The 22,926-nt window shown below is 65.8% G+C and carries 18 protein-coding genes; 7 read left to right on the top strand and 11 right to left on the bottom strand.

Annotated features, from left to right (window positions below):
• Position 1: 1 nt before the first annotated feature.
• Genes ASE75_RS13515 through ASE75_RS13505 form a run of 3 tightly spaced genes read right to left on the bottom strand, consistent with a single transcriptional unit; the run spans position 2 to position 3,509 of the window.
• On the bottom strand, positions 2–1,255 hold the full coding sequence (locus tag ASE75_RS13515; protein ID WP_055934418.1) for a cytochrome P450: 1,254 nt from the start codon (positions 1,253–1,255) through the stop codon (positions 2–4).
• 53 nt (positions 1,256–1,308) lie between these two features.
• On the bottom strand, positions 1,309–2,568 hold the full coding sequence (locus ASE75_RS13510) for an ABC transporter permease (protein ID WP_055934416.1): 1,260 nt from the start codon (positions 2,566–2,568) through the stop codon (positions 1,309–1,311).
• Positions 2,565–3,509, bottom strand: coding sequence for an ABC transporter ATP-binding protein (locus tag ASE75_RS13505; protein WP_055934414.1), 945 nt, complete (start codon positions 3,507–3,509; stop codon positions 2,565–2,567). Before ASE75_RS13505 ends, ASE75_RS13510 begins: the two co-directional genes overlap by 4 nt.
• A 52-nt stretch (positions 3,510–3,561) precedes the next feature.
• Here ASE75_RS13505 and queG point away from each other — a divergent pair, with 52 nt between their 5' ends.
• On the top strand, positions 3,562–4,620 hold the full coding sequence (gene queG / locus ASE75_RS13500) for a tRNA epoxyqueuosine(34) reductase QueG (protein ID WP_055934577.1): 1,059 nt from the start codon (positions 3,562–3,564) through the stop codon (positions 4,618–4,620).
• Positions 4,621–4,631: 11 nt separating this feature from the next.
• Here queG and acs read toward each other — a convergent pair whose 3' ends face one another.
• The gene (gene acs, locus ASE75_RS13495) at positions 4,632–6,569 is read right to left on the bottom strand and encodes an acetate--CoA ligase (protein WP_055934412.1); all 1,938 of its coding nucleotides are present in this window, start codon (positions 6,567–6,569) and stop codon (positions 4,632–4,634) included.
• Positions 6,570–6,783: 214 nt separating this feature from the next.
• Between acs and ASE75_RS13490 the strand changes: the two genes are divergently transcribed.
• Complete coding sequence (locus ASE75_RS13490; protein WP_055934576.1) at positions 6,784–8,103, top strand: dicarboxylate/amino acid:cation symporter; 1,320 nt, start codon at positions 6,784–6,786, stop codon at positions 8,101–8,103.
• Here the strand turns inward: ASE75_RS13490 and ASE75_RS13485 are convergent.
• Positions 8,049–8,795 (bottom strand): Crp/Fnr family transcriptional regulator, encoded by a 747-nt coding sequence (locus tag ASE75_RS13485; protein ID WP_162233744.1) that lies wholly within the window; start codon positions 8,793–8,795, stop codon positions 8,049–8,051. The genes ASE75_RS13490 and ASE75_RS13485 overlap by 55 nt on opposite strands.
• Before the next feature lie 153 nt (positions 8,796–8,948).
• Positions 8,949–10,424 (bottom strand): NAD-dependent succinate-semialdehyde dehydrogenase, encoded by a 1,476-nt coding sequence (locus ASE75_RS13480; protein WP_055934574.1) that lies wholly within the window; start codon positions 10,422–10,424, stop codon positions 8,949–8,951.
• 424 nt (positions 10,425–10,848) lie between these two features.
• On the opposite strand from ASE75_RS13480, the gene ASE75_RS13475 reads away from it, so the two are divergent.
• Positions 10,849–12,318 carry a NosD domain-containing protein gene (locus ASE75_RS13475; protein WP_055934409.1) on the top strand — a complete coding sequence of 490 codons (1,470 nt, stop codon included), beginning with the start codon at positions 10,849–10,851 and terminating at the stop codon, positions 12,316–12,318.
• 63 nt (positions 12,319–12,381) lie between these two features.
• Here ASE75_RS13475 and ASE75_RS13470 read toward each other — a convergent pair whose 3' ends face one another.
• Genes ASE75_RS13470 through ASE75_RS13460 form a run of 3 tightly spaced genes read right to left on the bottom strand, consistent with a single transcriptional unit; the run spans position 12,382 to position 15,844 of the window.
• The gene (locus ASE75_RS13470) at positions 12,382–13,632 is read right to left on the bottom strand and encodes a DUF3526 domain-containing protein (protein WP_055934407.1); all 1,251 of its coding nucleotides are present in this window, start codon (positions 13,630–13,632) and stop codon (positions 12,382–12,384) included.
• Complete coding sequence (locus ASE75_RS13465) at positions 13,632–15,092, bottom strand: ABC transporter permease (protein WP_055934405.1); 1,461 nt, start codon at positions 15,090–15,092, stop codon at positions 13,632–13,634. Before ASE75_RS13465 ends, ASE75_RS13470 begins: the two co-directional genes overlap by 1 nt.
• On the bottom strand, positions 15,089–15,844 hold the full coding sequence (locus ASE75_RS13460) for an ABC transporter ATP-binding protein (RefSeq protein WP_055934403.1): 756 nt from the start codon (positions 15,842–15,844) through the stop codon (positions 15,089–15,091). Before ASE75_RS13460 ends, ASE75_RS13465 begins: the two co-directional genes overlap by 4 nt.
• Before the next feature lie 133 nt (positions 15,845–15,977).
• On the opposite strand from ASE75_RS13460, the gene ASE75_RS13455 reads away from it, so the two are divergent.
• From ASE75_RS13455 to ASE75_RS13440, 4 genes are all read left to right on the top strand, one after another.
• A complete protein-coding gene (locus ASE75_RS13455; protein WP_055934401.1) occupies positions 15,978–18,134 on the top strand; it encodes a TonB-dependent siderophore receptor in 2,157 nt (718 codons plus the stop codon).
• Positions 18,135–18,169: 35 nt separating this feature from the next.
• A complete protein-coding gene (locus tag ASE75_RS13450; RefSeq protein WP_055934399.1) occupies positions 18,170–19,963 on the top strand; it encodes a M14 family metallopeptidase in 1,794 nt (597 codons plus the stop codon).
• Between the two features lie 58 nt (positions 19,964–20,021).
• Positions 20,022–20,651: a DUF1826 domain-containing protein gene (locus ASE75_RS13445; protein ID WP_162233743.1), complete on the top strand. Its 630-nt coding sequence runs from the start codon at positions 20,022–20,024 to the stop codon at positions 20,649–20,651.
• A 487-nt stretch (positions 20,652–21,138) separates the two neighbouring features.
• Positions 21,139–21,582, top strand: a complete 444-nt coding sequence (locus ASE75_RS13440) for a DUF6641 family protein (RefSeq protein WP_082463998.1) — start codon at positions 21,139–21,141, stop codon at positions 21,580–21,582.
• 501 nt (positions 21,583–22,083) lie between these two features.
• Here ASE75_RS13440 and ASE75_RS15610 read toward each other — a convergent pair.
• Positions 22,084–22,560, bottom strand: a complete 477-nt coding sequence (locus ASE75_RS15610) for a hypothetical protein (RefSeq protein WP_156340489.1) — start codon at positions 22,558–22,560, stop codon at positions 22,084–22,086.
• Positions 22,557–22,838: a hypothetical protein gene (locus ASE75_RS13435; RefSeq protein ID WP_055934394.1), complete on the bottom strand. Its 282-nt coding sequence runs from the start codon at positions 22,836–22,838 to the stop codon at positions 22,557–22,559. Before ASE75_RS13435 ends, ASE75_RS15610 begins: the two co-directional genes overlap by 4 nt.
• Positions 22,839–22,926 lie beyond the last annotated feature (88 nt).

Genomic DNA, 22,926 nt, shown 5'->3' with positions numbered 1-22,926 from the left:
GTCAGTAGCGGCTGATCTCGACCGGCAGCGACCGGTAGCCATGGACGAAACAGGCGGCGACCCGCTCCGGCTGGTCGACCACATTGACCCGCAGCCGCCGGGCGGCCATTTCCTCCAGCAATATGCCGATCTGCAATTCGGCCAGCCGCGCGCCGACGCAGCGGTGGATGCCGTGGCCGAACGCCAGGTGTCGCCGCGCATTGGGCCGGTCGACGACGATCCGGTCGGCGTCCTGGCGGAACACGCTCTCGTCACGATTGGCCGACAGATACCAGAGCGCCAGCTTGTCGCCCGCCTTGATCGACTGGCCCGCCAGCTCGTAATCCTGTGTCGCGGTGCGGCGCATATGCGCCAGCGGCGTCTGCCAGCGGATCAGCTCCTGCGTCGTGTTGGCGATCAGCGACGGATCGGCCTCCAGCTTTGCGCGCTCGTCGGGAAACCGGTCGAGGCCATAGGCAAGCGCGGACATGGTGTTGCGCGTGGTGTCGTTGCCGCCGACGATCAGCAGGATCAGATTGCCGAGAAATTCCATTTGATCCATTTCGCGCATCGCATCCGAATGGATCATCATCGAAATCAGGTCGGGCGTCTGGTCCTGGTTGATCTTGGCATCCCACAGGGTTTTGAAATAGCCGCCACATTCGTACATGTGGACAAGGCGTTGCTGGCGCAGCTCGGGCGTTTTCACCAGTTCGATGTCGCCGGCCCAGTCCGACCAGAAGGTCAGTTTGCGCCGGTCCTCCCACGGGAAGTCGAACAGAATGGCCAGCATCTGCGTCGTCAGTTCGATCGCGACGGTATCGACCCAGTCGAAGCGTTCGCCGATCGGCAGCGAGTCCAGCATCTCGGCGGTTCGCCTGCGGATATCGACCGCCATCCGCGTCATTTCCGACGGGGTAAAGGCGGGCGCGACGGTGCGGCGCTGCGCGGTATGCACCGGCCGGTCGCGGGCGATGAACATCGGCATGCGGACCTGGTTCGGTCCTTCGATGAAGTCGGCCAGGGTGATGCCGCCGACCTCGGAGGAAAAGATGTCGGGCAGCGATTCGACTTCGACGATCGGCTTGTACGACGACACCGACCAATAGGGACCGAAGCTGGAATGCGGGGTGTAGCGGACCGGGGCCTCGGCGCGCAGCCGGGCGAACGGAGCCTGCCAGATATCGTCGCGGTAGAACTCGGCCCGGCTGACGTCGAGCGGATCGGGCGCGGCGGCGGAATCCGTCTCGGGCATCGTGTCAGCCAGGGTCGCCATCGCGTCTCTCCATCTGTCGTTGCGACAAGGAGACGCGATCACTGACATTCATGTCAATAGGCTTGCGACGGCTTGTTTTTGCCGCGCTTGCGCCACCGGGTCAGCCATCCCGCCTTGGCGCTGCCCGATTGCAGGACGCCGCGCCGGAACAGCCGCGCGCCGACGGTGATGAAGATCGCGACCCACATCACCTGCCACGCCAGCGCCAGCGCGTGCGGCCAGAGGGCTGCCGAATTGGCCGCGCGGCCCGCCATCGCGAAGGGGGAGGATAGCGGGAACACCTCCGCCACCACCGCGAGCCAGCTGTCGGGGCGGGCAGCGCCGGCCGACGCCAGCCCGAACATCGCGACCTGCAGGATGGTGATCGGCAGCGACAGCATCTGGATCTCGCGCATCGTCGACGCCTGCGCCCCGACGCCAAGGAACACCGATCCCATCAGCAGATAGGCCATGCTGAAATAGACGAGGAACAGCAGCGCGAACGGCCCGGCCCCGACCGCCGGGGTCAGTTCGCTGAGGCCCGCCGCCATCGCCGGCGGCATCAGCGCGCCGACCTGCGTGACGATCGTGCCCCAGAAGCCGACGAACAGCAGGGCGACGCCGAACATGCCGAGCAGCTTGCCGAAGAAGACCGATTCCAGCGGCACGGCGGCGGCCAGCACCTCGATCACCTTGTTGTTGCGCTCCTCCGCCATGGTGCCGACGACCTGCCCGGCGAGGAACAGCGTCAGGAAGAAGATGCCGAACACCGCGAACATCGCGGTCTGGTTCTGCCCGCCCGACGATGCGCTGCGCCGGGTAATTGCGGTCTTGGTCGCGGTGACCGTCGGCGTCGCGGCCCCCAGTTTCCGGTCGGACAGCGTGGCTTGCGCCAGGACGCCCAGGTAATCGGCCGACCGCCGGTCGCCGCCGCTGTACAGGATCGTCGGCCGGTCGAGCGGGCCGTACAGGACCGCGCTGGCATCATAGGCCCTGGTATCGAACGCGGCGCGCGCCTGGGCGGCGGGATCGCCGGCCGGTGCGGTCGTCGTCAGGCCGGGCGGGCCGCCTTCCGGGCGGAACACGCCGCGCAGACGTTTGTCGGCCCGGCTGATCGCCGCATTGTCAGCGGGGTCGATGATGGCGATGATCCGCGCCTTGTCCTTCGCGCCGTCGGCCATGCTGGCCGCGGTGAACCCGCCGATCGCGCTGAACGATCCCATGATGGCGGGCGCGAACAGGAACAGCAGGAAGATGGGGGTGAAGACGGTGGCGATGAAGTCGCGGCGCGCGATCGTCATCGTCTGGCGGATCATCCGGCGGGTCTTGCTCATCGTGCCTGCTCCACCGCGTCGTGCGTGCCCTCAAGCGCCTGTTGCCCGACGATCCGCACGAACGCCTCGTGCAGGCCGGGGCGCTCGATCGACAGGCCGGCGATGCCGTGGCCGGCGTCGATCAGCCGGACCAGCAGGGGTTCGATCCCCTCGCGCGGCAGCTCGAACCGCCAGCCCTCGCCGTCGACCATCGCGTCGTGCGGCAGCAGGCGGGCGATGGCGGGGTCGCCCCGGACGGGCGTATAGTGCACCTGTTGCGGCAGGGTGCCGCGCGCGTCGTCAACCGTCCCCTCGAACCGGCGCTTGCCGCCGGCGATGATCGCCAGCCGGTCGCATAGCCGCTGGGCATGGGCCATGACATGGGTGGAAAACAGGATGGTCGCGCCGCGATCCCGCTCGGCCAGGATCAGCGCCTCCAGCCGTTCCTGATTGACCGGATCGAGGCCGGAGAACGGCTCGTCCAGCACGAGCAGGTCGGGCTGGTGGACGACCGACCCGAGCAGCTGGACGAGCTGGGCCATGCCCTTGGACAGCTTGCGGATCTTCTGGTCGGCGGCGTGGGCGAGGCCGGCGCTGTCCAGCAGCGTGGCGGCCCGCGCGCGGCCGGTCTTCCAGTCCAGCCCGCGCAGCGCGCCCATGAACGCGATCGCCTCGCGCGCCTTCATCGCCGGATACAGGCCGCGCTCCTCGGGCAGATAGCCGACCTGGTCGCTGGCATCGCGCGGGTTGTCGTTGCCCAGCAGGGTGCGGTGACCCTCGTCGGGTTCGATGATGCCAAGCAGCATCCTGAGCGTGGTCGTCTTGCCCGCGCCATTGGGGCCAAGCACGCCGTACACCGCGCCACGCGGCACGATCAGGTCGACCCCGTCGACCACCCGCCGCCCGCCGAACGTCTTGACCAGTCCGCTGGCGGTGATCGCCGCATTTGCCGTCACGCGCATGTTCCCCCCGATTATGCCGCTGTGGTAGCGGCCCTGTGTGGACGATGACAAGCTGGAACACCGCATCAAGGTGAAGGCGCGCGAACTGGGGTTCGCGGATGCGGGAATCGCGCGTGCCGACGCCGCGCCGCGCACCGCCGAACGCCTGCGCCAGTGGCTGGCCGAGGGGCGGCATGGCGACATGATCTGGATGGAGGCGCGCGAGGGGCAGCGCGCCAGCCCGGCGGGTCTGTGGCCCGAGGTGAAAAGCGTGATCGCGCTCGGCATGAGCTATGCCCCCGCGCACGACCCGCTGGCCTTGGCCGATGCGGGCGGGGTGGGGCGCATCTCGGTCTATGCGCAAGGGTCCGATTATCATGACGTGGTGAAGCGGCAGCTGAAGGCGCTGGGACGCTGGCTGGCGCAGGATGCGTGCCGGGGATACCCGGACTTCGACCTGAAGGTCTTTGTCGACACCGCGCCGGTCATGGAAAAGCCGCTGGCCGAGGCCGCCGGGTTGGGATGGCAGGGCAAGCACACCAATCTGGTCAGCCGCACCCATGGCAGCTGGCTGTTCCTCGGCGCGATCTACACGACGCTGGATCTGGCACCGGATGTGGCGGGGCGGGACCGGTGCGGATCGTGCGATGCCTGCCAGCGGGCATGCCCGACCGATGCGTTTCCGGCACCCTACCGGCTGGATGCGCGGCGCTGCATCTCGTATCTGACGATCGAGCATGCCGGGCCGATCCCGGTCGAGTTTCGCGAAGGCATCGGCAACCGCATTTATGGCTGCGACGATTGCCTCGCGGTGTGCCCGTGGAACAAGTTCGCGGTCGCCGCCGCCGCCAACATCGCCTTCCATCCGCGTGCCGAACTGGTCGCGCCCGAACTGGCCGATCTGCTCGCGCTGGACGATGCCGGCTTCCGGCAGGTGTTCGCGGGGTCGCCGATCAAGCGGATCGGTCGCGACCGGATGGTCCGCAACGCCGCGATCGCCGCCGGCAACAGTGGCGATCGCGGGCTTGCCCCGATACTGGCCGGGGCGCTTGAGCCGTTGCTGGGCGACCCGTCGCCGGTGGTGGCGGAGGCGGCCGACTGGGCCTTGCGGCGACTGCGCGCGCTGCCCTGACCAGCGCGCGCCTAGCCGACCCGGTTGGCGACCAGATCGTCGACCACCGCCGGATCGGCCAGCGTCGACGTGTCACCAAGGCTGGACACGTCGCCTTCGGCGATCTTGCGCAGGATGCGACGCATGATCTTGCCCGACCGCGTCTTGGGCAGGCCGGGCGCGAATTGCAGTGCGTCGGGCGTCGCGATCGGCCCGATTTCCTTGCGAACCCAGTCCTTCAGCGCCTTGGCCAGTTCGTCCGACCCGCTTTCGCCGTTGTTCAGCGTGACATAGGCGTAGATGCCCTGACCCTTGACCGCATGCGGCATGCCGACGACCGCCGCCTCGGCGACTTTGGCGTGGAGGACCAGCGCGCTTTCGACCTCGGCGGTGCCCATCCGGTGGCCCGACACGTTGATGACGTCGTCGACGCGGCCGGTGATCCAGTAATAGCCGTCCTCGTCGCGGCGGCATCCGTCGCCGGTGAAATAGGTGCCGGGATAGGTCGTGAAATAGGTCTGGAAGAACCGCGCATGGTCGTTCCACACCGTCCGCATCTGGCCCGGCCAACTTGCCGTGATGCACAGATTGCCCGATACCGCGCCCTCCAGCACCACGCCCTGGTCGTCGACCAGCTGCGGCCGCACGCCTGGCAGCGGCTTTGTCGCGGAGCCGGGTTTCAGCGGCGTCGCGCCGGGAATGGGGGCGATCATCGCCCCGCCGGTCTCGGTCTGCCACCAGGTGTCGATGATCGGGCAACGCTTCTCGCCGACGATGTCGTGATACCAGCGCCATGCCTCGGGGTTGATCGGTTCGCCGACCGTGCCCAGCACGCGCAGGCTCGACCGGTCGGTGGCGCGGACGGGCGCGTCGCCATCCTTCATCAGCGCGCGCAGGGCGGTGGGTGCGGTGAACAGCGTGTGGACCTTGTGCTTGTCGACCACCTGCCAGATGCGGCTGGCGTCGGGCCAATTCGGCACGCCCTCATACATCAGCGTCGTAGCGCCGTTGGCGAGCGGACCGTAGAGGATATAGCTGTGGCCGGTGACCCAGCCGATATCGGCCGCGCACCAGTACACGTCGCCGGGCCGGTAATCGAACACCAGGTTGTGCGTGAACGCCGCCCACAACAGATAGCCGCCGGTCGAATGGAGCACGCCCTTGGGGCTGCCGGTCGAGCCGGAGGTGTAGAGGATGAACAGCGGATCTTCCGCATTCATCGGTTCCGGCGGGCAGTCGGTGCCGACCTTCGCAGCCTCGTCGTGATACCACACGTCGCGCGGGTGCATCGCCACGTCGCCGCCGGTCGCATTGACGACGATCACGCGCTCGACGATCCCGGCGCGGTCGGCGGCGGCATCGACATTGGCCTTCAGCGGCATGGCGCGCCCGCCGCGACAGCCCTCGTCCGCGGTAATGACGATCCGGGAATCGCAATCGGTGATCCGCCCGGCGATGGCGTCGGGCGAAAAGCCACCGAACACGACCGAATGGATCGCGCCGATCCGCGCGCAGGCCAGCACCGCGAACGCGGCTTCCGGGATCATCGGCAGATAGATCGTGACCCGGTCGCCCTTCGCCACGCCGTTCGCCTTCAGCACATTGGCGAAGCGGCAGACCTCGGCATGCAGTTCGGCATAGGTGAACCGGCGCGATTCCGCGTCGGGGCTGTCCGGTTCCCAGATGATCGCGACGTCGTTCGCGCGGGTCGCCAGATGCCGGTCGATGCAGTTGACGCTGGCATTCAACGTGCCGTCGGCGAACCAGCGGATATGGAAATCCGCCTCGTCGAACGCCCAATCACCCGCCACCGTCGGTTCGGCGATCCAGTCGAGCCGCTTCGCCTGGTCGAGCCAGAAGCCTTTCGGATCCTCGACCGAGGCGGCGTACATCGCGTCATAGGCTGCGGCATCGACGCTGGCATGGTCGGCCCATGCGTCGCTGACCGGATATACTGGGGTATCGCTCATACCGCTCCTGGGACATCGTTGATTGTATCGTCGCGCATCAATGCGTCGTGGTGGCGACATTTTGAAGAATAAAGTTAAGAATCCGCAACGAAATCGGTCTGGCTCGCCCCGGACGATGGCCTGGGCTTTGTCGAACCAACAAATACTCTGTCGCGTACCCCCGTGCTTTCCGTTTAGGTGATGGACAATGCCATCCGCGATCCGAGGTTCCATGATGCGTTTCAAGATGTCCTTCGGGATGCAGGTGCTGATCGGCATGCTGGCCGGGCTGGTGCTGGGCTATATCGCCCGAACGACGGGTGGGGTGCCCGGGAGCGATTCCGGACTTGCCCGCGCGCTGACGATCGTCGGTGACATCTTCGTTCAGCTGCTGCGCGCGCTGGTCGTGCCGCTCGTGTTCACCGCGATCGTCGCGTCGATCGCGGCACTGCGCGACCTGGAGAACGCGGCCAAGCTGGTGGTCGGCACGCTCGTCTGGTTCGCGATCACCGCGCTGATCGCGGTGAGCATCGGCATCGTGCTGGGTGTCGTGATCGAGCCGGGCTTGCGCGCCGGCGTCGATGTGACCGCTGCCGTGCGGCCCGGCGTGTCGGGATCGTGGCTCGATTTCCTGCGCGGGCTGGTGCCGGCCAACATCCTTGGCCTGGCTGCGACGACCAAGCTGGTCGACGGGGTCGCCACCACCGCGTTGTCGTTCAACGTGCTTCAGATCATCGTCGTGGCCATCGCGATCGGCGTGGCGGCGGTGCAGGTGGGCGAGGCGGGGTCGCCGTTCCTGGCGTTCAACGCCTCGGCGTTGCAGATCTTCCGCCGGATCCTGCGTTGGGTCATCCGCCTGACGCCGATCGGCACCGCAGCGCTGCTGGGTCATGCGGTCGCCGAATATGGCTGGGCGTCGCTGTCGGCGCTGGGCGCGTTCGCCGGGGCTGTGTATCTTGGCCTCGGCCTTGTCCTGCTGGTCGTCTATCCGGCGTTGATGCTGCTGAACGGCATTTCGCCGCGCCGGTTCTTCGCCGCGGCGTGGCCGGCGATCCAGCTGGGCTTCGTGTCCCGCTCGTCGATCGCGACGCTGCCGGTGACCGAACAGGTGGTCGAACACGGGCTGGGCGTTCAGCGTCGCTATGCCGCCTTTGCGGTGCCGTTTGCGGCGACGACCAAGATGGACGGCTGCGCGGCGATCTATCCGGCCGTCTCCGCGCTGTTCGTGGCGCAATATTACGGCGTGTCGCTGGGCGTGACCGACTATCTGCTGATCGTCGCGGTGTCGGTGCTGGGGTCGGCCGCCACCGCCGGGCTGACCGGCGCGGTGGTCATGCTGACGCTGACGCTGACCACGCTCGGCTTGCCGCTGGAGGGGGCGGGGTTGCTGCTGGCGATCGACCCGATCCTCGACATGGGGCGCACCGCCGTCAACGTCGCGGGACAGGCGCTGGTGCCGCTGATCGTCGCCAAGCGGAACGGGCTGGTCGGCGAACCCGGTCAGGCGGCGATCGGCTCCGGTGCCGGCAGCCAGTCGGTCGCCACCGTTTCGTAACGGTCGACGAACCCGACCATCGCGGTCAGCGCCGCTTCGTTGGGCAGGCGCACCCGCCGGCCTTCTCGCACGATCATGCCGCGCGTCTCCATCGTGCGGAACGTGCGATTGACGTGGATACTGGTCAGCCCCAGCGCGTCGCCGATCTCGCTTTGCGTCAGCGGCAGGTCGATCGTGTCGACCGCGCCGTCGCGCGACAGCCGCAACCGGGCGAGCATGTCGAGCAGCAGCGTCGCCAGCCGCTCGACCGCGTTGGTGCGCCCAAGCGAGGTCAGCCGGTCGCTCATCGCCACATCCTCCGCCGCCGCCACCGCATAGAGCAGCGCGGCCAGCCGTGGCTGCGCCTTGAACAGCCGCCCCAGCGCAACCTTGGGCACCGGCGTCACCTCCACAGGCGACAAGGCGGTCAGCGTGGTCGAGGCGCGTGCCCAGGCGATGCTCGACGTGCCGACCAGATCGCCGGGATAGTGCAGGCGCAGGATCTGTCGCGCGCCCGACACCAGATCGCGCGAGGCATGAAGCCAGCCATCCTCGACGATGTAGAGATACTGGTTCGGCGCATTCTCGTCGATCAGGCGGTCACCGGTCGCGAACCGTTGATGACCGTCCCCGGCCTCAAGGATGGCGGCGCGTTCGCCGGTAGTCAGGTCGGTATAACGTTCCAGTCTGGCGATAAGGGCATTACGGGGCATGGACGTCCTTTGGGCTTTCGCCGCATCGGCGTACGCCTTGCGCGGGTGTCCGTCCATCGCCGCGATGACGGGATAGCGCGTCGGTTCGGTACAGCGTGCTTGCTAAGCATCGGGCTTTGACACGCGGACCGCCCGTCCGGGTCGCTTCCCGCGCTATCCGCCGAACCCCTTCAGTCCGGCCCAGTGGAACGCCTTGGTTTCCAGATATTCCTCGATCCCCTCGCGCCCGCCTTCGCGGCCAAGGCCCGACGCCTTGACGCCGCCGAACGGGGCCATCTCCATCGCGATGGATCCGGTATTCAGCCCGACCATGCCGAACTCCAGCGCCTCGCCGATCCGCCACGCACGGTGCAGGTCGTCGGTGTAGAAATAGCTGGCGAGGCCAAATGGCGTCGCATTGGCGAGGGCCAGCGCCTCCTCCTCGGTGCCGAAGCGAAAGACGGGCGCGACCGGTCCGAACGTCTCCTCGCGCGCCAGCCGCATGTCGGGGGTCGCGCCGGTCAGCAGCACGGGGCGGGCAAACCGCGCATCGCCGGCAACGCCGGGCGGGGCGGCGGCGATGCGGGCACCATGCGCCAGCGCGTCCGCGACATGGCCTGCGACCTTCTCGGTGGCGGCGGCGTTGATGAGCGGGCCGATCGTGGTAGCCGCATCGCGGCCGTCGCCGACCTTCAGCGCGGCGACTGCTTCGCCCAGCACCGCCACGAAGCGGTCGTGGATGCCGTCCTGTACCAGCAGGCGATTGGCGCAGACGCAGGTCTGGCCGGCATTGCGGAACTTGCTGGCCATCGCGCCGGCTACCGCCAGGTCGATGTCGGCATCGTCGAACACGATGAACGGCGCGTTGCCGCCAAGCTCCAGACTCAGCCGCTTCAGCGTGTCGGCCGATTGCCGCATCAGCAGCGACCCGACCCGCGTCGATCCGGTGAAGGACAGTTTGCGCACCACCGGGCTGGCGGTCAGCGCCGCGCCGATCCCCTCTGGCATACCGGTCACGATATTCAGCACGCCCGCCGGGAAGCCCGCGCGCATCGCCAGTTCGCCAAGCGCCAGCGCGGTGAACGGCGTCAGTTCGGACGGCTTGACGACGACGGTGCAGCCCGCCGCCAGTGCCGGCGCGACCTTGCGGGTAATCATCGCCGCCGGGAAGTTCCACGGCGTGATCGCCGCGCACACGCCAACCGGTTCCTTGCCGACCAGAATCCGGCGATCGGGCGTCGGGGCGGGGACGCTGTATCCCGATACCCGTCGCCCTTCGGCCGCGAACCATTTCACGAACGACGCGGCATAGCGGATCTCGCCCTCCGCCTCGGCCAGCGGCTTGCCCTGCTCGGTGGTCATGATCCGCGCCAGGTCGGCGGCGTTGGCGAGGATCAGGTCGTGCCAGCGTTCCAGCAGACCGGCGCGGTCGTCGGCGGTGCGCCGTCGCCAGTCCGGCAGCGCGTCGGCCGCCGCCGCGATCGCCGCTTCGGTCTCGCGCTCGCCACAGGCGGGAATCGTGCCGACGACCACGCCGGTCGCGGGATCGCTGACGTCGATTTCGCCGCCATCGGTGGCGGCGATCCAGTCGCCGCCGATCAGCGCGCGTTCGACGAACAGGCTGGCGTCCTTCAGGTCGGGGATGCCCATCAGCCGCGCACCGGGCCGGCGTGTGCGACAGATCGATCGTTGGGGACCGGTCGGGTTTCTGCGGTCGTCGCCATGACGGGTCATCCTTCCATTGCCGTTGCCGGGGCCATTGCTCAGGGCTTTATCGGCGATCAACGTCGCAGGGCACGAAATCGACCAGCCTGCGCCATTGTTCCCGACGGGCGGCGAAGGCGCGTCCGGTTTCGGCCCGAGCATCGGTATTTCGGACACGGCGGTCGCATTTTCGACGGCGAGCGGGCGCGTGGTCGGCCCCTCGATGCCCGCCACGACGAAGGCCTGGTCAGCGCCGCCCCCCGGATCCTGCCGAACGTTGGACTGAAGACTTTGTCGGGGGGCGGTACATATCGCAACCGGCAGAACCCTCCCTCACCTCGGCACCATCCGGCGTAACGTCTGAGGCTACTTGGCGTTCGCGGGCAGCGACGCGCGGTTGCCCCGTAAAACCCGCGACATCATGGATTTGGTGGCGGGCAACGACTATCTGCAGTCATGCCGCACGGTGCGCGGCGTGCGACGGGTTTTCTCCATGCGAATCTACATCACTGACCTGTCCGGCCTGGTCGAAGGTCCGGTCAATCTTGCCCAAGCGCAGATCAATGCCGCTATCATCAACACCGCGATCAGGGATGGCGTTGTGCTGTACATGCGCTCAGGAAGCTATGTCTCCGTGGGTGGGCAATTGCGGTGGTTGCAGAAATCTCGAACAGGGATTGTCTGGGACGGCGCGGGATCCCGGCCCTACCTGCACATGCATCCGGCCTGGTTTAATTCTGTACGCCCGGCATCGACATATGGTTCGATCACGAACAACGCGCGTGCCGCGCTTTTGCGGATTGACGGGACGGCTGCGGTCGACAGTCAGGACGTCAGATTTGAGGGCATCGGGATCGTGTCGGATCCGGTTGGTGGTCGCTATCTTGCCGGGATCAGCGCGGTCGGTGTCCGTGATTTCCGTATGCTTGGTTGTGAGGTGACCGGCATACCCAATGGGTTCGGCATCACGGCGGGATCGTTGGTTGGCGATTCACAGATATGCGAGAATCATATTCATAATTTCTACGACAATTCGCTCAAGACGATTGATGGTGCCGAGTGGCGCGGGCGTGTCCAGTCAACCGGTATCGAACTGGATAACAACCGGTATCCGGGGGTCAACAGCGCCAATGTGCTGATAAAATCAAACAAGATCGAGAAGATCATGAAAGGGCGTGATTTTGCGTCTCTGGCGATCAACGGCCCCGCTACTCCTGGCAAGCCAACCGCCATGCAAACCGATGGAATCAACATCGGCAACGACCAGACATTTGGTACCCGTGTTATTGGAAACATTATCGACACGGTCAGCGAAGGGATCGACAATTTCGGGTCGAAGGGCGTCATATCGGACAATATCATTCGTAATGCGTGGGATCATGGAATAAAACTTGTTCATGGAGCGCAGGGTAATGTTCTGCGCAACAATATTGTTGATAATGCAGGATTGACCGGCATTACCATGGGCGATGGCGGTGTTCGGTCGGTGCGCGACAATGTCGTTACCGGAGGTACGGTTTCCGGTGTCGGCTACAATGGAGTGTGGATGAATCTTGGTGCAATGGCGGCGATAAGATTCGGCGCATCGGCACCTGCCCCCAACCGGTTCCAGGCGGTGCACAACACCATCAATGGGACCAAGATCATTCTGACCCGAAAAACCAAATTCGGTTGGTTTGGTGACAAGGATGGTGATCTTGATGCGCGCAACATGGGCAACGATATCGTTATGGTGGGCGAACCTTTTGAAAAAAAAGTGAGAATAGATAGGTCGGAAAACGGTTTCTATAATGGGGCCGTAAAGCTTGCCGGTTCCGATCGGTACGTTACGGATACATAATTTATTAAATTGTCGAATAAATGCATTTATTGGCAAATCGAAAAACTTTTGATTATCTGAAGATTATTTTGCGAACCGCGGCGCGCGGTTGAAGTCGGGGATGCCGAACGGGCGGTCTTCGAAGACATACCCGTAATAGAACGCGCGCAGCCGGCGGTGGAACGCGCGGATGCGGTCCTGATAGGCGAGTTGCGCGATCAGATCAGTGTGGCCCAGCCGGGTAAGCAGCGCCTGCACGCCGACCGACGGCAGCACCCAACCAAGCGCGCGGGCCGCGGCGTCGCGCGTCTCCAGCCCCGTGCGATAGGCACGGACCGCGCCCGCGACACTTTCATCGCCGTTCTGGTGGAAGGCGAGGTACCATTTGTAATGGAAGGCGGTCCCAAGCGGCGCCGATCCCGCCCATTCGGGATGATTGGCATAGAAGCGCCGCATGGTGCGATCGCGTGGAATATCCCAGGCCCCGTTGACCGCCTCGCGCTGCGCCATCGCGATTTCCGCCCCTTGGTTGAGCGGAATCGCGGCGTTGATCGCGACATTGGCCAGCGTGGGCACGATCAGGACGAGGATAAGGCACGCCCCGGCCAGCGTCGCGGCATTGGCGACCGACGTCCAGCGCAGGCGGGTGACGGCGGCGGCCAGCGCGATCCAGAACAGCAGATAGGCGGCAATGACGATCGCCACGATCAGGCCCTGTACCACCGCGACGCCCGACACCGTCGCCGCGATCAGGAACGGCACGCCGAGCGCCGCCCACAGCAACGCCCATCGCAGCAGCGTCCGGCGACGCCACAGCCTTTGTCCCCCATCGGGCAGGGCATCGAGCATCCGCAGCCGCCCCGCCTCGCGCTCGCCCGAGCGCAAATCGTGGAACAGCGCGATCACGAACAACGGGCCGAGAAACACCAGGACGAAGGCGAAATCGAACCGCCCGGGCAAGGCCAGTTCGGGATTGAAGGTGTCGCCGTCATAGATCTGCGCCTCCAGTCCCAGCGCCCGGACCCGCAGGATGTAGGGCGACACGTCGCGCATGCCGAGCGCCGCGAAGGCGAGCGGGGCGGGGGCGTCCCATGTCGGGTGGAAACTGTAATAGGCGGCGCTGCCGGCGTCCTTCGTCCGGTCGACATAGGCCGCGACGGCGGCGATATCCTCGGCCTGTGCCGCCGGAATCGCGGCGATGGCGGCGCGCTGTCGCGAGATTTCGGCCATGCCGGCGACCAGCGCCGCCACCGAGAGCAGCGCCAGCAGGGCCAGCGCGCCGACCGTCAGCCGCTGGCGCAGCAGGAGCCGGAGTTCATGGCGGACCAGGTTCATCACCGCGCTCCCAGCCGCTGCGACGCGAACGCCAGCGCAGCGGCCGCCGCCGCCAGCCAGCCGAGAATGACGACAAGACCGGGCAAGGCACCGGCGGCAAGATCGCGACCGGCGGGCGGGTCGAACCGGAATGTCGGCATCGCCTGCCAGTGCTGCGCCGTAACCCGCTTGCGCCGGTCGGCCCCGGCATCGGTGGCGCTGTCGTCGTCGTAGCGGACATGTTCCATCTGCATCCGGTTCAGCCGCTGGACCAGCGCATAGCGATACGCCTCCGCCTGTTCGAGGAAGCGGCGATGCCCGGCGAAGTCGGTGCCCGCCGCGGCCATCGACAGCGATCGCAGCGCGATGGTCGGGCTGAGCAGTCCGACCCTGTCGACCAGCGCGGTCTGCCGCGCCTGCGCCGCATAGCTGGCGGTCGCATGGCGGCCATACAGTGCCGCTGTCAGCCGTTCCCCCTCGATCCCGAGCGCGCCCTTGTAGTTGATCGGCAGATCCTCGACCCGGGCGACGCCGTAGCGCGCGAGCAGCGCCTGCTTGAACTGCGCGAAATGCGGGTCGTCGGGGTTGTGGGTGTCGCCCAGGGTGCGCAGGTCGCGGGCGACCGCCACTTCGGTCTGCAACCGGTTGGTCAGCGGGATCGCGGCGCTGGCGATGTCGGGGGCGACACGCGGCAGCAGGACGACCGCGACGGCCCAGATCGCCACGAGCGCGAGCAGCGCATCACGGCTGCGCCGGACGATGGCCGACACGAGCAGGATCACGATCGCCCACAGCGCGAGATAGGCGGCATAGCCAAGCGCGATCGTCAGGATGGACAGCGTCATCGCGCCGGGCTGGCCGGCAATGGCGACCAGGCCGATCATCGCGGGCAACCCGGCAAGCAACGCCGCCACGCCGAGCGCCATCAGCTTGCCGCCGACGATCTGCCGGCGGGTCGCGCCCTGCAACATCAGTACGCGCAACGTGCCACGTTCGGTTTCGCGGGCAAGCGCGCCATAGCCCAGGAACACCAGCAGCAACGGCACCACCACCTGTACGACGAACGCCGGGGTCAGCTGGCCGAACCGGACCAGCAGCGAGCTTTGCCGCACATCGCCGAAATTGGCGCTGTTCTGGCGATGTCCCTCCAGGAACATGCTGTTGCCGGTGAACGCATCCACGCCGGGATCGAACGCGGCAAGCGGCCCCAGCGGTCGGAAGATGAACGTGCCATAATGCACGACGCGGTGGGGATGGCGGTCGGGCTGGCCTTTGAACGCGGCCTCCGCCGCCGCGGCATGGCGCGCGCGCAGATCTGCGATCCCGCGCTGGTGCGCCCATGCACTCACCACCGCGGCCAGCGTCAGCAGCACGACCAGCACGAAGGCGATCACGGCGACGCGGTTGCGCGCCATCAGCCGCAATTCGTCGCGGGCGATCAACAACTGGGGCAACAGGTGGGGCAACCGGGCGGGACTCATGCCGCGGATCCGCCATCGCCGTGCTGGAACCGGGCATGGAGCGCGCGCACGTCGAACCGGTCGGGTCCATCGGCGGCAACTTCGTGCGCGACCCGGCCCGCCTCCAGAAAGGCGATGCGATCGGCGACATCGGCGGCGGACAGCAGGTCGTGCGTCACCATCAAGACCGCCGTGCCGCGCGCGCGCACCTGCACCAGCAACCGGTTGAAATCGGCGGTTGCGCGCGGATCCAGACCCGACGTCGGTTCATCGAGCAGCAGCACGGGAACCTGGCGCAGCAGCGCGACCGCGATCGCGACCTTTTGCCGCATACCCTTTGAAAAACCGCCAAGCCGACGATCCCATGCCGGATCCTGCAGACCGGCGGCCGCCAGCGCCCCGGTAATGGCATCCCGGCGCTTTCGTTCGCCCGACAGGGCCAGCAGGTAATCGGCATTCTCGACCGCCGTCAGATGCTCGTAGAGTGCCACATTCTCCGGCAGATAGGCGATGTGGCGGCGCGCGCCGTCGGGGTTCGTCGCCGGATCGGTCCCGCACACCGCGATCCTGCCCGACCGTGCCCGGGTGAAGCCGAGCAGCGCCGAGAGGGTCGTCGACTTGCCCGCCCCGTTCCCGCCCAGCAGCGCGGTGATGCTGCCCGCCGGCACCCGCAACGACAGCCCGTTCAGGACGGCGGTCGGGCCATAGGACAGGGTCAGGTCCGCGATCAGGATCGGATCGGTCGGCGGTATCGGCTGGTCGTTGGTCGTCATGGGCGAACCCAATGGCGTCATTCGATCAATGTAACAAGATATCATTGACGATGTTACATCATAACCTTCATAGGCGGCGCAGCGGGAGGCGACCTGTTGCCCCCGGATCCAGTCCACCAAAGGGGTTCCTGTCTTGCGTCTTTCTACGCGCGCCGTCTTGCTGACTGCGACCGTCCCGTTCGCCGTGACCCTGTCGTGTGCCCCGGCCATCGGCCAGACCAAAGAGAACACGCAGCCCGAGGGCGCGCGCGCGGAGATCACCGTGACCGGCGTCCGCCAGTCCTATCGCGGCAATTTCGCCGTGCGCGAGATCCCGCAGGCGATCGCGACGATCGACGACACGGTGATCGAGGAAAATGCCATCACCCGACTGACCGACGCGCTCGATCTCAACGCATCGGTCGTGCGGCAGAATACGCTGGGCGGCCTGTGGGACAGTTTCGCGGTGCGCGGGTTCACCGGGGACGAGAACCTGCCGAGCGGCTATCTGGTCAACGGGTTCAACGCCGGGCGGGGTTTCAGTGGACAGCGCGATGTCGCCGGGATCGAACGGGTCGAGGTGCTGAAAGGCCCCGCCGCCGCCGTGCTCGGGCGCGGCGAACCGGGCGGGTCGATCAACCTGGTGACCAAGCAGGCCGAGATCGGCCGCAGCTTCGGCACCGCGTCGCTGCAATATCGCAGCTTCGATATCGTCCGGGCGGAGGGCGATGCCAACCTGTCGCTGACCGGCACGCTGTCGGCGCGACTGATCGGCTACGCCGAGAGCGGCGACAGTTTCCGCGATACGACCGAACAGAAGCGCTGGGGTTTCCTGCCCTCGATCGGGCTGAAGATCGGCGACGCCACCCGCCTGACCTATGACTTCGAATGGACCCGCGTCGAGGTGCCGTTCGATCGCGGTATTGTCGTGCTGAACGGTAATTTCGACACGGTCCCGCGCTCGCGCTTTCTGGGCGAACCGAGCGATGGCGACACGGTCGCGCGCGCCACCGGGCATCAGCTGCGCGTGCAGCGCGACTTCAGCCCGTCGTGGAGCCTGTCGGTCGGGGCCAGCCACCGCGACACGCGGCTGACCGGGGCTTCGTCGGACGCGGAAACGGTACGATCGCGCCAGAAGCTGTACGTCGATGGCCGGTCGTTGTCGCGCCAGCGTCGCACGCGGCGCTATACGTCCGAACACAGCGTCCTGCGCGCCGAACTGGCCGGCGACTTCACCACCGGCGCGCTGCGCCACCGCGTCCTGATCGGTGGCGATTTCGACTATTTCGATACCGACCAGCTGTTCACGCGGTTTCGGGGACCGGTGGTGACGCCCACCACGACCGATCGGGCGGGCTATGTCCTGGATATCCAGAATCCCGTCTATGGTCGCTTTCCGGTACCGGTCACCGCGCCGATCACCAACCGGCTGGACGTGCAGCGCACGATGGGTGCCTATGTTCAGGACCAGATCAGCCTGACCGACCGGTTGCAGGTCCGTATCGGCGGGCGGTACGACGACTTCCTGCTGCGGGTCGACAACCGGCTGACCAACGTACTGGGCCGGCGCAAGCGCAGCCGTTTCAGCCCGCAGGCCGGTGTCGTCTATGAACTCGGCGCGCCGCTGTCGCTCTATGCGGCGTATGGCGAGGGCTATCGCGCCAACATCGGGGCGGATGCGACCGGCAACGTGTTCGAGCCGGAGACGAGCAAGTCGATCGAGGCGGGCGTCAAGCTGACCGCGATGGGCGGGCGGCTGACCGGAACACTCGCGGCCTACAGCCTCGACAAGTCCAACGTGCTGGCCACCGACACGCTCAATCCCGGCTTCGCGGTCGCGATCGGCAAGGCGCGCAGCCGCGGGATCGAGGCGGATCTGAACGGCCGGCTGCCCGGTGGTTTCGAAATCCTGTTGAGCTATGCCTATACCGATGCCGAGGCGCGGTCGCAGGTGCTAGACCCCAATTTTTCGTTCCAGATCAGGCCGGGCGACCCGCTCATCAACATTCCGAAGCACAATGTGAACATGCAGGTTGCGAAACGCTTCATGCTGGGCGCGCGTGACGCGATGGTCGGCGCGGGCGTCCAGCATCTGGGTGCGCGCAGTGGGGAGACGGGAACCAACTTCACCCTGCCGTCGCACACCCTGTTCCGCGTATTCGGCCAGGCCGATCTGATCGAGGGCGTGCAGCTGTTCGGCTCGGTCGCCAATCTGTTCGATGCGGACTGGTACGCCAACAGCTATTCGCCGGTCTGGGTGCAGCCGGGCGCCCCGCGCACCGCCACGATCGGCCTGCGCGCCAGTTTCTGAAGCCAGTTTCCAAAGCCAATTTCAAGAGAGCCTCCATGCGTCCTGCCCTGTTGGCGGCCATCGCCATCCTGATCCCGTCCGCCGCCATCGGCCAGTCCGGTGCGCCGCTGCCCGGATTGCCGGCGGCAATCCTGCCGCCCGTGCTGCCCTGGTCGGGTGCGAGCGAGCGACTGATCGTGCGGGCGACCGATCCATGGATCACTCCGGCGGAACGCAGCGGGTTCGCGACGACGCCGCCCTATGCCGAAACCCGCGCATGGCTGGAACGGCTCGCCGCCGCATCGCCGCTGATCCGGATCGAGACGTTCGGCCGCACCGCGCAAGGGCGCGATATGCTGATGGTCCGCGCCAGCAAGGGCAGGGCGGGAAAACCCGTCGTGCTGATCCAGGCCGGCATTCATGCGGGCGAGATCGACGGCAAGGATGCCGGGCTGATGCTGCTGCGCGACATCGCGCTCAGGGGCAAGGACGCGCTGCTCGATACGGTCGATCTGGTGTTCGTCCCCGTCTACAACATCGACGGGCACGAGATGGCGAGCCGCTGGAACTTCCCGGCGCTGCGCGGACCGCTGGAGAAGGGCTATGTCGCCAACGCGCGCGGCATCAACCTGAACCGCGATTATGCCAAGGCCGATGCGCCGGAAACGCGCGCGATGATCGCGCTGCTGCGGCGGCTCGATCCGATCCTGTATGTCGATTGCCATGTCAGCGACGGGTTCGACATGCAGTACGACATCACCTTCACCTATGCCGGCTGGGGCCGCTATGCCTATCACCGCGCCACCGCCGACTGGCTGACCGATCGGTTCGGGCCGGGCGTGACGACCACGCTGGAACGCGCCGGGCATATCCCGACGATCTACCCCAGCCCGATCGACCCCCGCGCGCCCGAGAAGGGCATCCGCCAGGCCCCCGAAGGCCCGCGCTATTCGACCGGCTATGGCGACTTCATCGGTGTCCCGACCGTGCTGGTCGAGAATCATATGCTCAAACCCTATCGCCAGCGGGTGCTGGGCACCTATGTCCTGCTGGAGGCCGCGCTGGCGCTCGCGGGCACCGACACCGCGCGGATCGTCGCGGCAAAGGCTGCCGACCGCGCCAGCCGCCCCGCCACCATGCTGACGCGCTGGAAGCCCGCGGCGGAACCGGTCGGCTGGATCGAGCGGTTCCGGGGCGTCGCGTTCGACACCTATCGCTCGCCGGCGAGCGGGCGGACGGAGCAACGCTGGACCGGGCAGCCCATCACCTTGCGCATGCCGATCATCGGACAGGAGCCGGTCGAGACGGTCAGGCTGCCGACCGCGTGGTGGATACCGGCGGAACAGGCCGGGGTGATCGACCGGCTGCGTCTGCACGGCATCCGCTTCGATACGACCGCCGCCCCGCGCACGCTGGCGCTCGACCGCATCCGCGTGACCGACCCGGTGGTGCAGCGTGCACAGGACGGGCGACTGCCGGTCAAGGCGACCTTCACGCACGAACGCGTCACCGAAACGCTGCCCGCCGGCACGGTCCGCGTACCGTCCGACCAACCGCTCGGCCTGCTCGCCGCCGCCTTGCTGGAGCCGGAAGCGCCGGACTCGTTCCTCGCATGGGGATTCTTTCCCGAACTGCTCGCATCGCCGCCGGGGACAGAGGCCTTTGTCGCCGCCCCGCTGGCCGAGGCGCTGCTGGCGCAGGACGCCGCGGTGCGGGCGGAGTTCACCGAAAAGCTGGCATTTGATCCTGCCTTCGCGGCCGACCCGGACGCCCGCCTGCGCTGGCTGGCGGACCGTCTGCCCGGTCGCCCGCTGCCACACCGAACCTACCCGATCCGGCGGGAACACTAGGCCGGATTGGCCCGCCGCATCTTCGACGGAGAGCATCATGCCGGATTCCGGATCAGCCTTGCCCACGCTTGCCCTGCCGGAACATGTCCGCATCGGGGAGGGGCGGGCGATCCTGTCCGCCGTGCGCCGGGCGGACGTCAATCTGGCGGTCTGGTCCCGGGGGGCGGGCCGTGTGCCGGTCGGGTCGCTCGCCTTGTCGGCGGTGGACGATGTGGCCCTGGCATCCCCGGTCGCGGTGTTGGCCGACGCGGTCGAACGGGCGCTGACGGACGCGGGTTATGCCGGGGCCGTCATGTCCATGCTCGCCACCGACATCACGATGCTCGGTGACCTGCTTGCGCAGATGCTCGATTGCGATAGGCTGGCGATCCGGCTGGAGGTCGTTGACACCGATGCCTGTCGCCGGTTTCAAGCCGATTATGTGACGGCCCGACTGATCTGCACCTATGCCGGACCCGCGACCCAGTGGCTGGCCAATGTCGACGCCGCCGCGTTGCTGGGCGGAGCGGTCACCGATGACCTGCCGATCCGTCAGCTCGCCACGGGCGACGTCGCGATCTTCAAGGGGCGGGAATGGTCACCCGACCAGGCCATCGTCCATCGGTCTCCGCCAGTCGCCGGCACCGGCCGGCAGCGCCTCGTGCTGGTGATCGACACGGCCCCCGGCACACCGATCCCGCACGCCTGACTGGCCCGCTGTCTGCGGGGAAAGGGCCACCAATCCCGGGGTCGGCAGCCTCGATTGCCAGCCAGACACCCACGGGCGGCCACCGCTCTGCGCGGATACTCGCCAAAACCAAGAACGGCCGGGGGGGCGCATGGCCCGTCCGGCTTCTTTGCAACGCCGATGACTGCGAACGTCGCGAATGAAAGAAGACCGTCTCCCGCAAGGCCCGGTTTTGACCGGAAGTGGTGCCGCTTACAGGACTCGAACCTGTGACCCCCGCATTACGAAGACTCGGATCAACGACTAACCCACCGAAATACCGTCGTTCTTCATCCCAGTTTGACCCCGTATGACACTCACAATGCTCACAATCTGTCTCGTGGAGTTCCGACGAAACGACGGAATGACAACCCGCTGAGCGGGCTTCACAATCGGCGTACAGACAACCTCGTTGTCTCATGCTCCCGTCGAACGGACGATCATCATATCAACCAAGGGAGATATGATGATGACGGTACTTTCCTCACTGACAATGGTGGCATCGGATCGAGCAGCAATGAGGGTCAAGGGAATTGGATCGATGCGGCAGAAGCTGATCGATCGAATTGGCGACCAGATCGAATTGGCAAAGGCTGCCGAGACCGGTCAGTCATTCCAGCGGGTCAAATATCGCCGTAGCCGTGACATCGAGAGCGAACAGGTTTCAGAGACGGTCGTGAAAACTCGTGTTCGTCCGTGGTGGACCGAGGATCAGGACGGTTCGATCCTGCTGTGGGTCAAGTACGGCAACACCAACCTTGAGCTGGCAAAGGGCAAACCGGCTATTCGGATCGCCAGTCGGGAGCAGCTCGTCCCGGCGCTCGAAACCGTCCGGGAGGCAGTGCGGGCAGGGGAGTTGGACAAGCAGATTGAAGGCGCTGTTGCCGCGTTCAAAACGCGGTTCCGGAAGTGAGGTGAGAGGGAGGGAGCAGGAAAACACCGTTCCACATTTTCCAAGTTAGCGCGTCACCCACTTCAGCGTGGCCTGTTTGGCTAATATGAGTGGAGCGCTCCCCCCTTTCCATATGGCTATGTCTTTCAGCGCCGCTCTCAGCAGTCGCCGACCTCGCTGCTTTGTGCATAAAAATGTCATTGGTCACTACTGCCGGACGTAAGCCAAATGATAACGCCGGCCAGAAGCGCGACGCCCGCAACGCAGGCTACGGTTAGCTCTAAGGGTGTCGCGCCGTTTGTCGCATTGTCCGATGAGCGCAATCCACCCCAGCTTATTGCAGCGAACGCGACCGCAGCGAAACTGGCCAGGACGACGAACATTGCATTCTCCTTAACGGTATTTGTACCCGGCGGTGGCCATTTGTAAAACGTGTTCGAAGGGCTAAACGGCAAAAAGACCTCTTGGTGCGCGAATTACCTTATCAAATGGCCTATCGTCGCTAACTCACTACACCCGCTATCATTTCAGATAACGGGCTGGATCATACAACTGATCCGCAGCTACCACGTCATCCTCCGAACTCTGACCGTCGCATGGCTCCTGATCGGCAGTCCCTATTACATGAGGAATCCAGCAGGCCTTTTGGATCAACGGAAGAGCGTTATATTTAGCCTCCTGCTGCGCTGTTGGCCTGACGCTCTCTTGTATATCCAAATCGGCAATGTTTGCCGAATTTGGGGATTTTTCCGTTTCTGATTGATCTGCACGCGAATTGTCAACGCTTGTGTTCGACATCCTCTCGAGCTCATCAGCCTGCGCATCTAGACGATCAGCCTCTGCCTCCATTGCCTTCGCTTTTGCTTCGCTTACTGATTGAACCGCTGCTGCAGCTTCCCGTTGTCGATTGTGGTTGGTCACGGCGCTCAACGCCGTTCCAATTAGTACGCACGCAACGACAAAGCCGAAACCGGCTTGCATTTGAGATTTCGGACTCATTCCACGGTTTCCGGCACGTAGAATTCCTCACGCCACATACGAATCTCGTCGACCAGTTCAACGTGGCGATCATGGATTGAGATGAAGGTTGCGGTGATACCGAGTCCGATAATCGATCCAATTGCGATGGTGAGCGCACCGATGACGTAGAACGCCATGTAGGGAGATTGCGGTCCTATTAGTTCGTTGATTTCGAGTCCGGCAAAAACGCATCCGATGATCAGAAATGCGAGAATGGCGAACACGATGTACCGATAAAGATCGACGATAAATCGCATCGAGGTCCCTATTCTATTAGCTACCGGACGATCCCGGCCAAACCACGCTACCCCGTTTTGGGGTAATCGCAACCAGTCGCCATCCCTC

It is taken from the genome of Sphingomonas sp. Leaf17 (genome assembly GCF_001421505.1).
In the GTDB taxonomy this organism is placed as follows: Bacteria; Pseudomonadota; Alphaproteobacteria; order Sphingomonadales; family Sphingomonadaceae; genus Sphingomonas.
The sequence above is the reverse complement of the archived record's forward strand: the minus strand, read 5'-3'. Positions and strand labels throughout refer to the sequence as shown.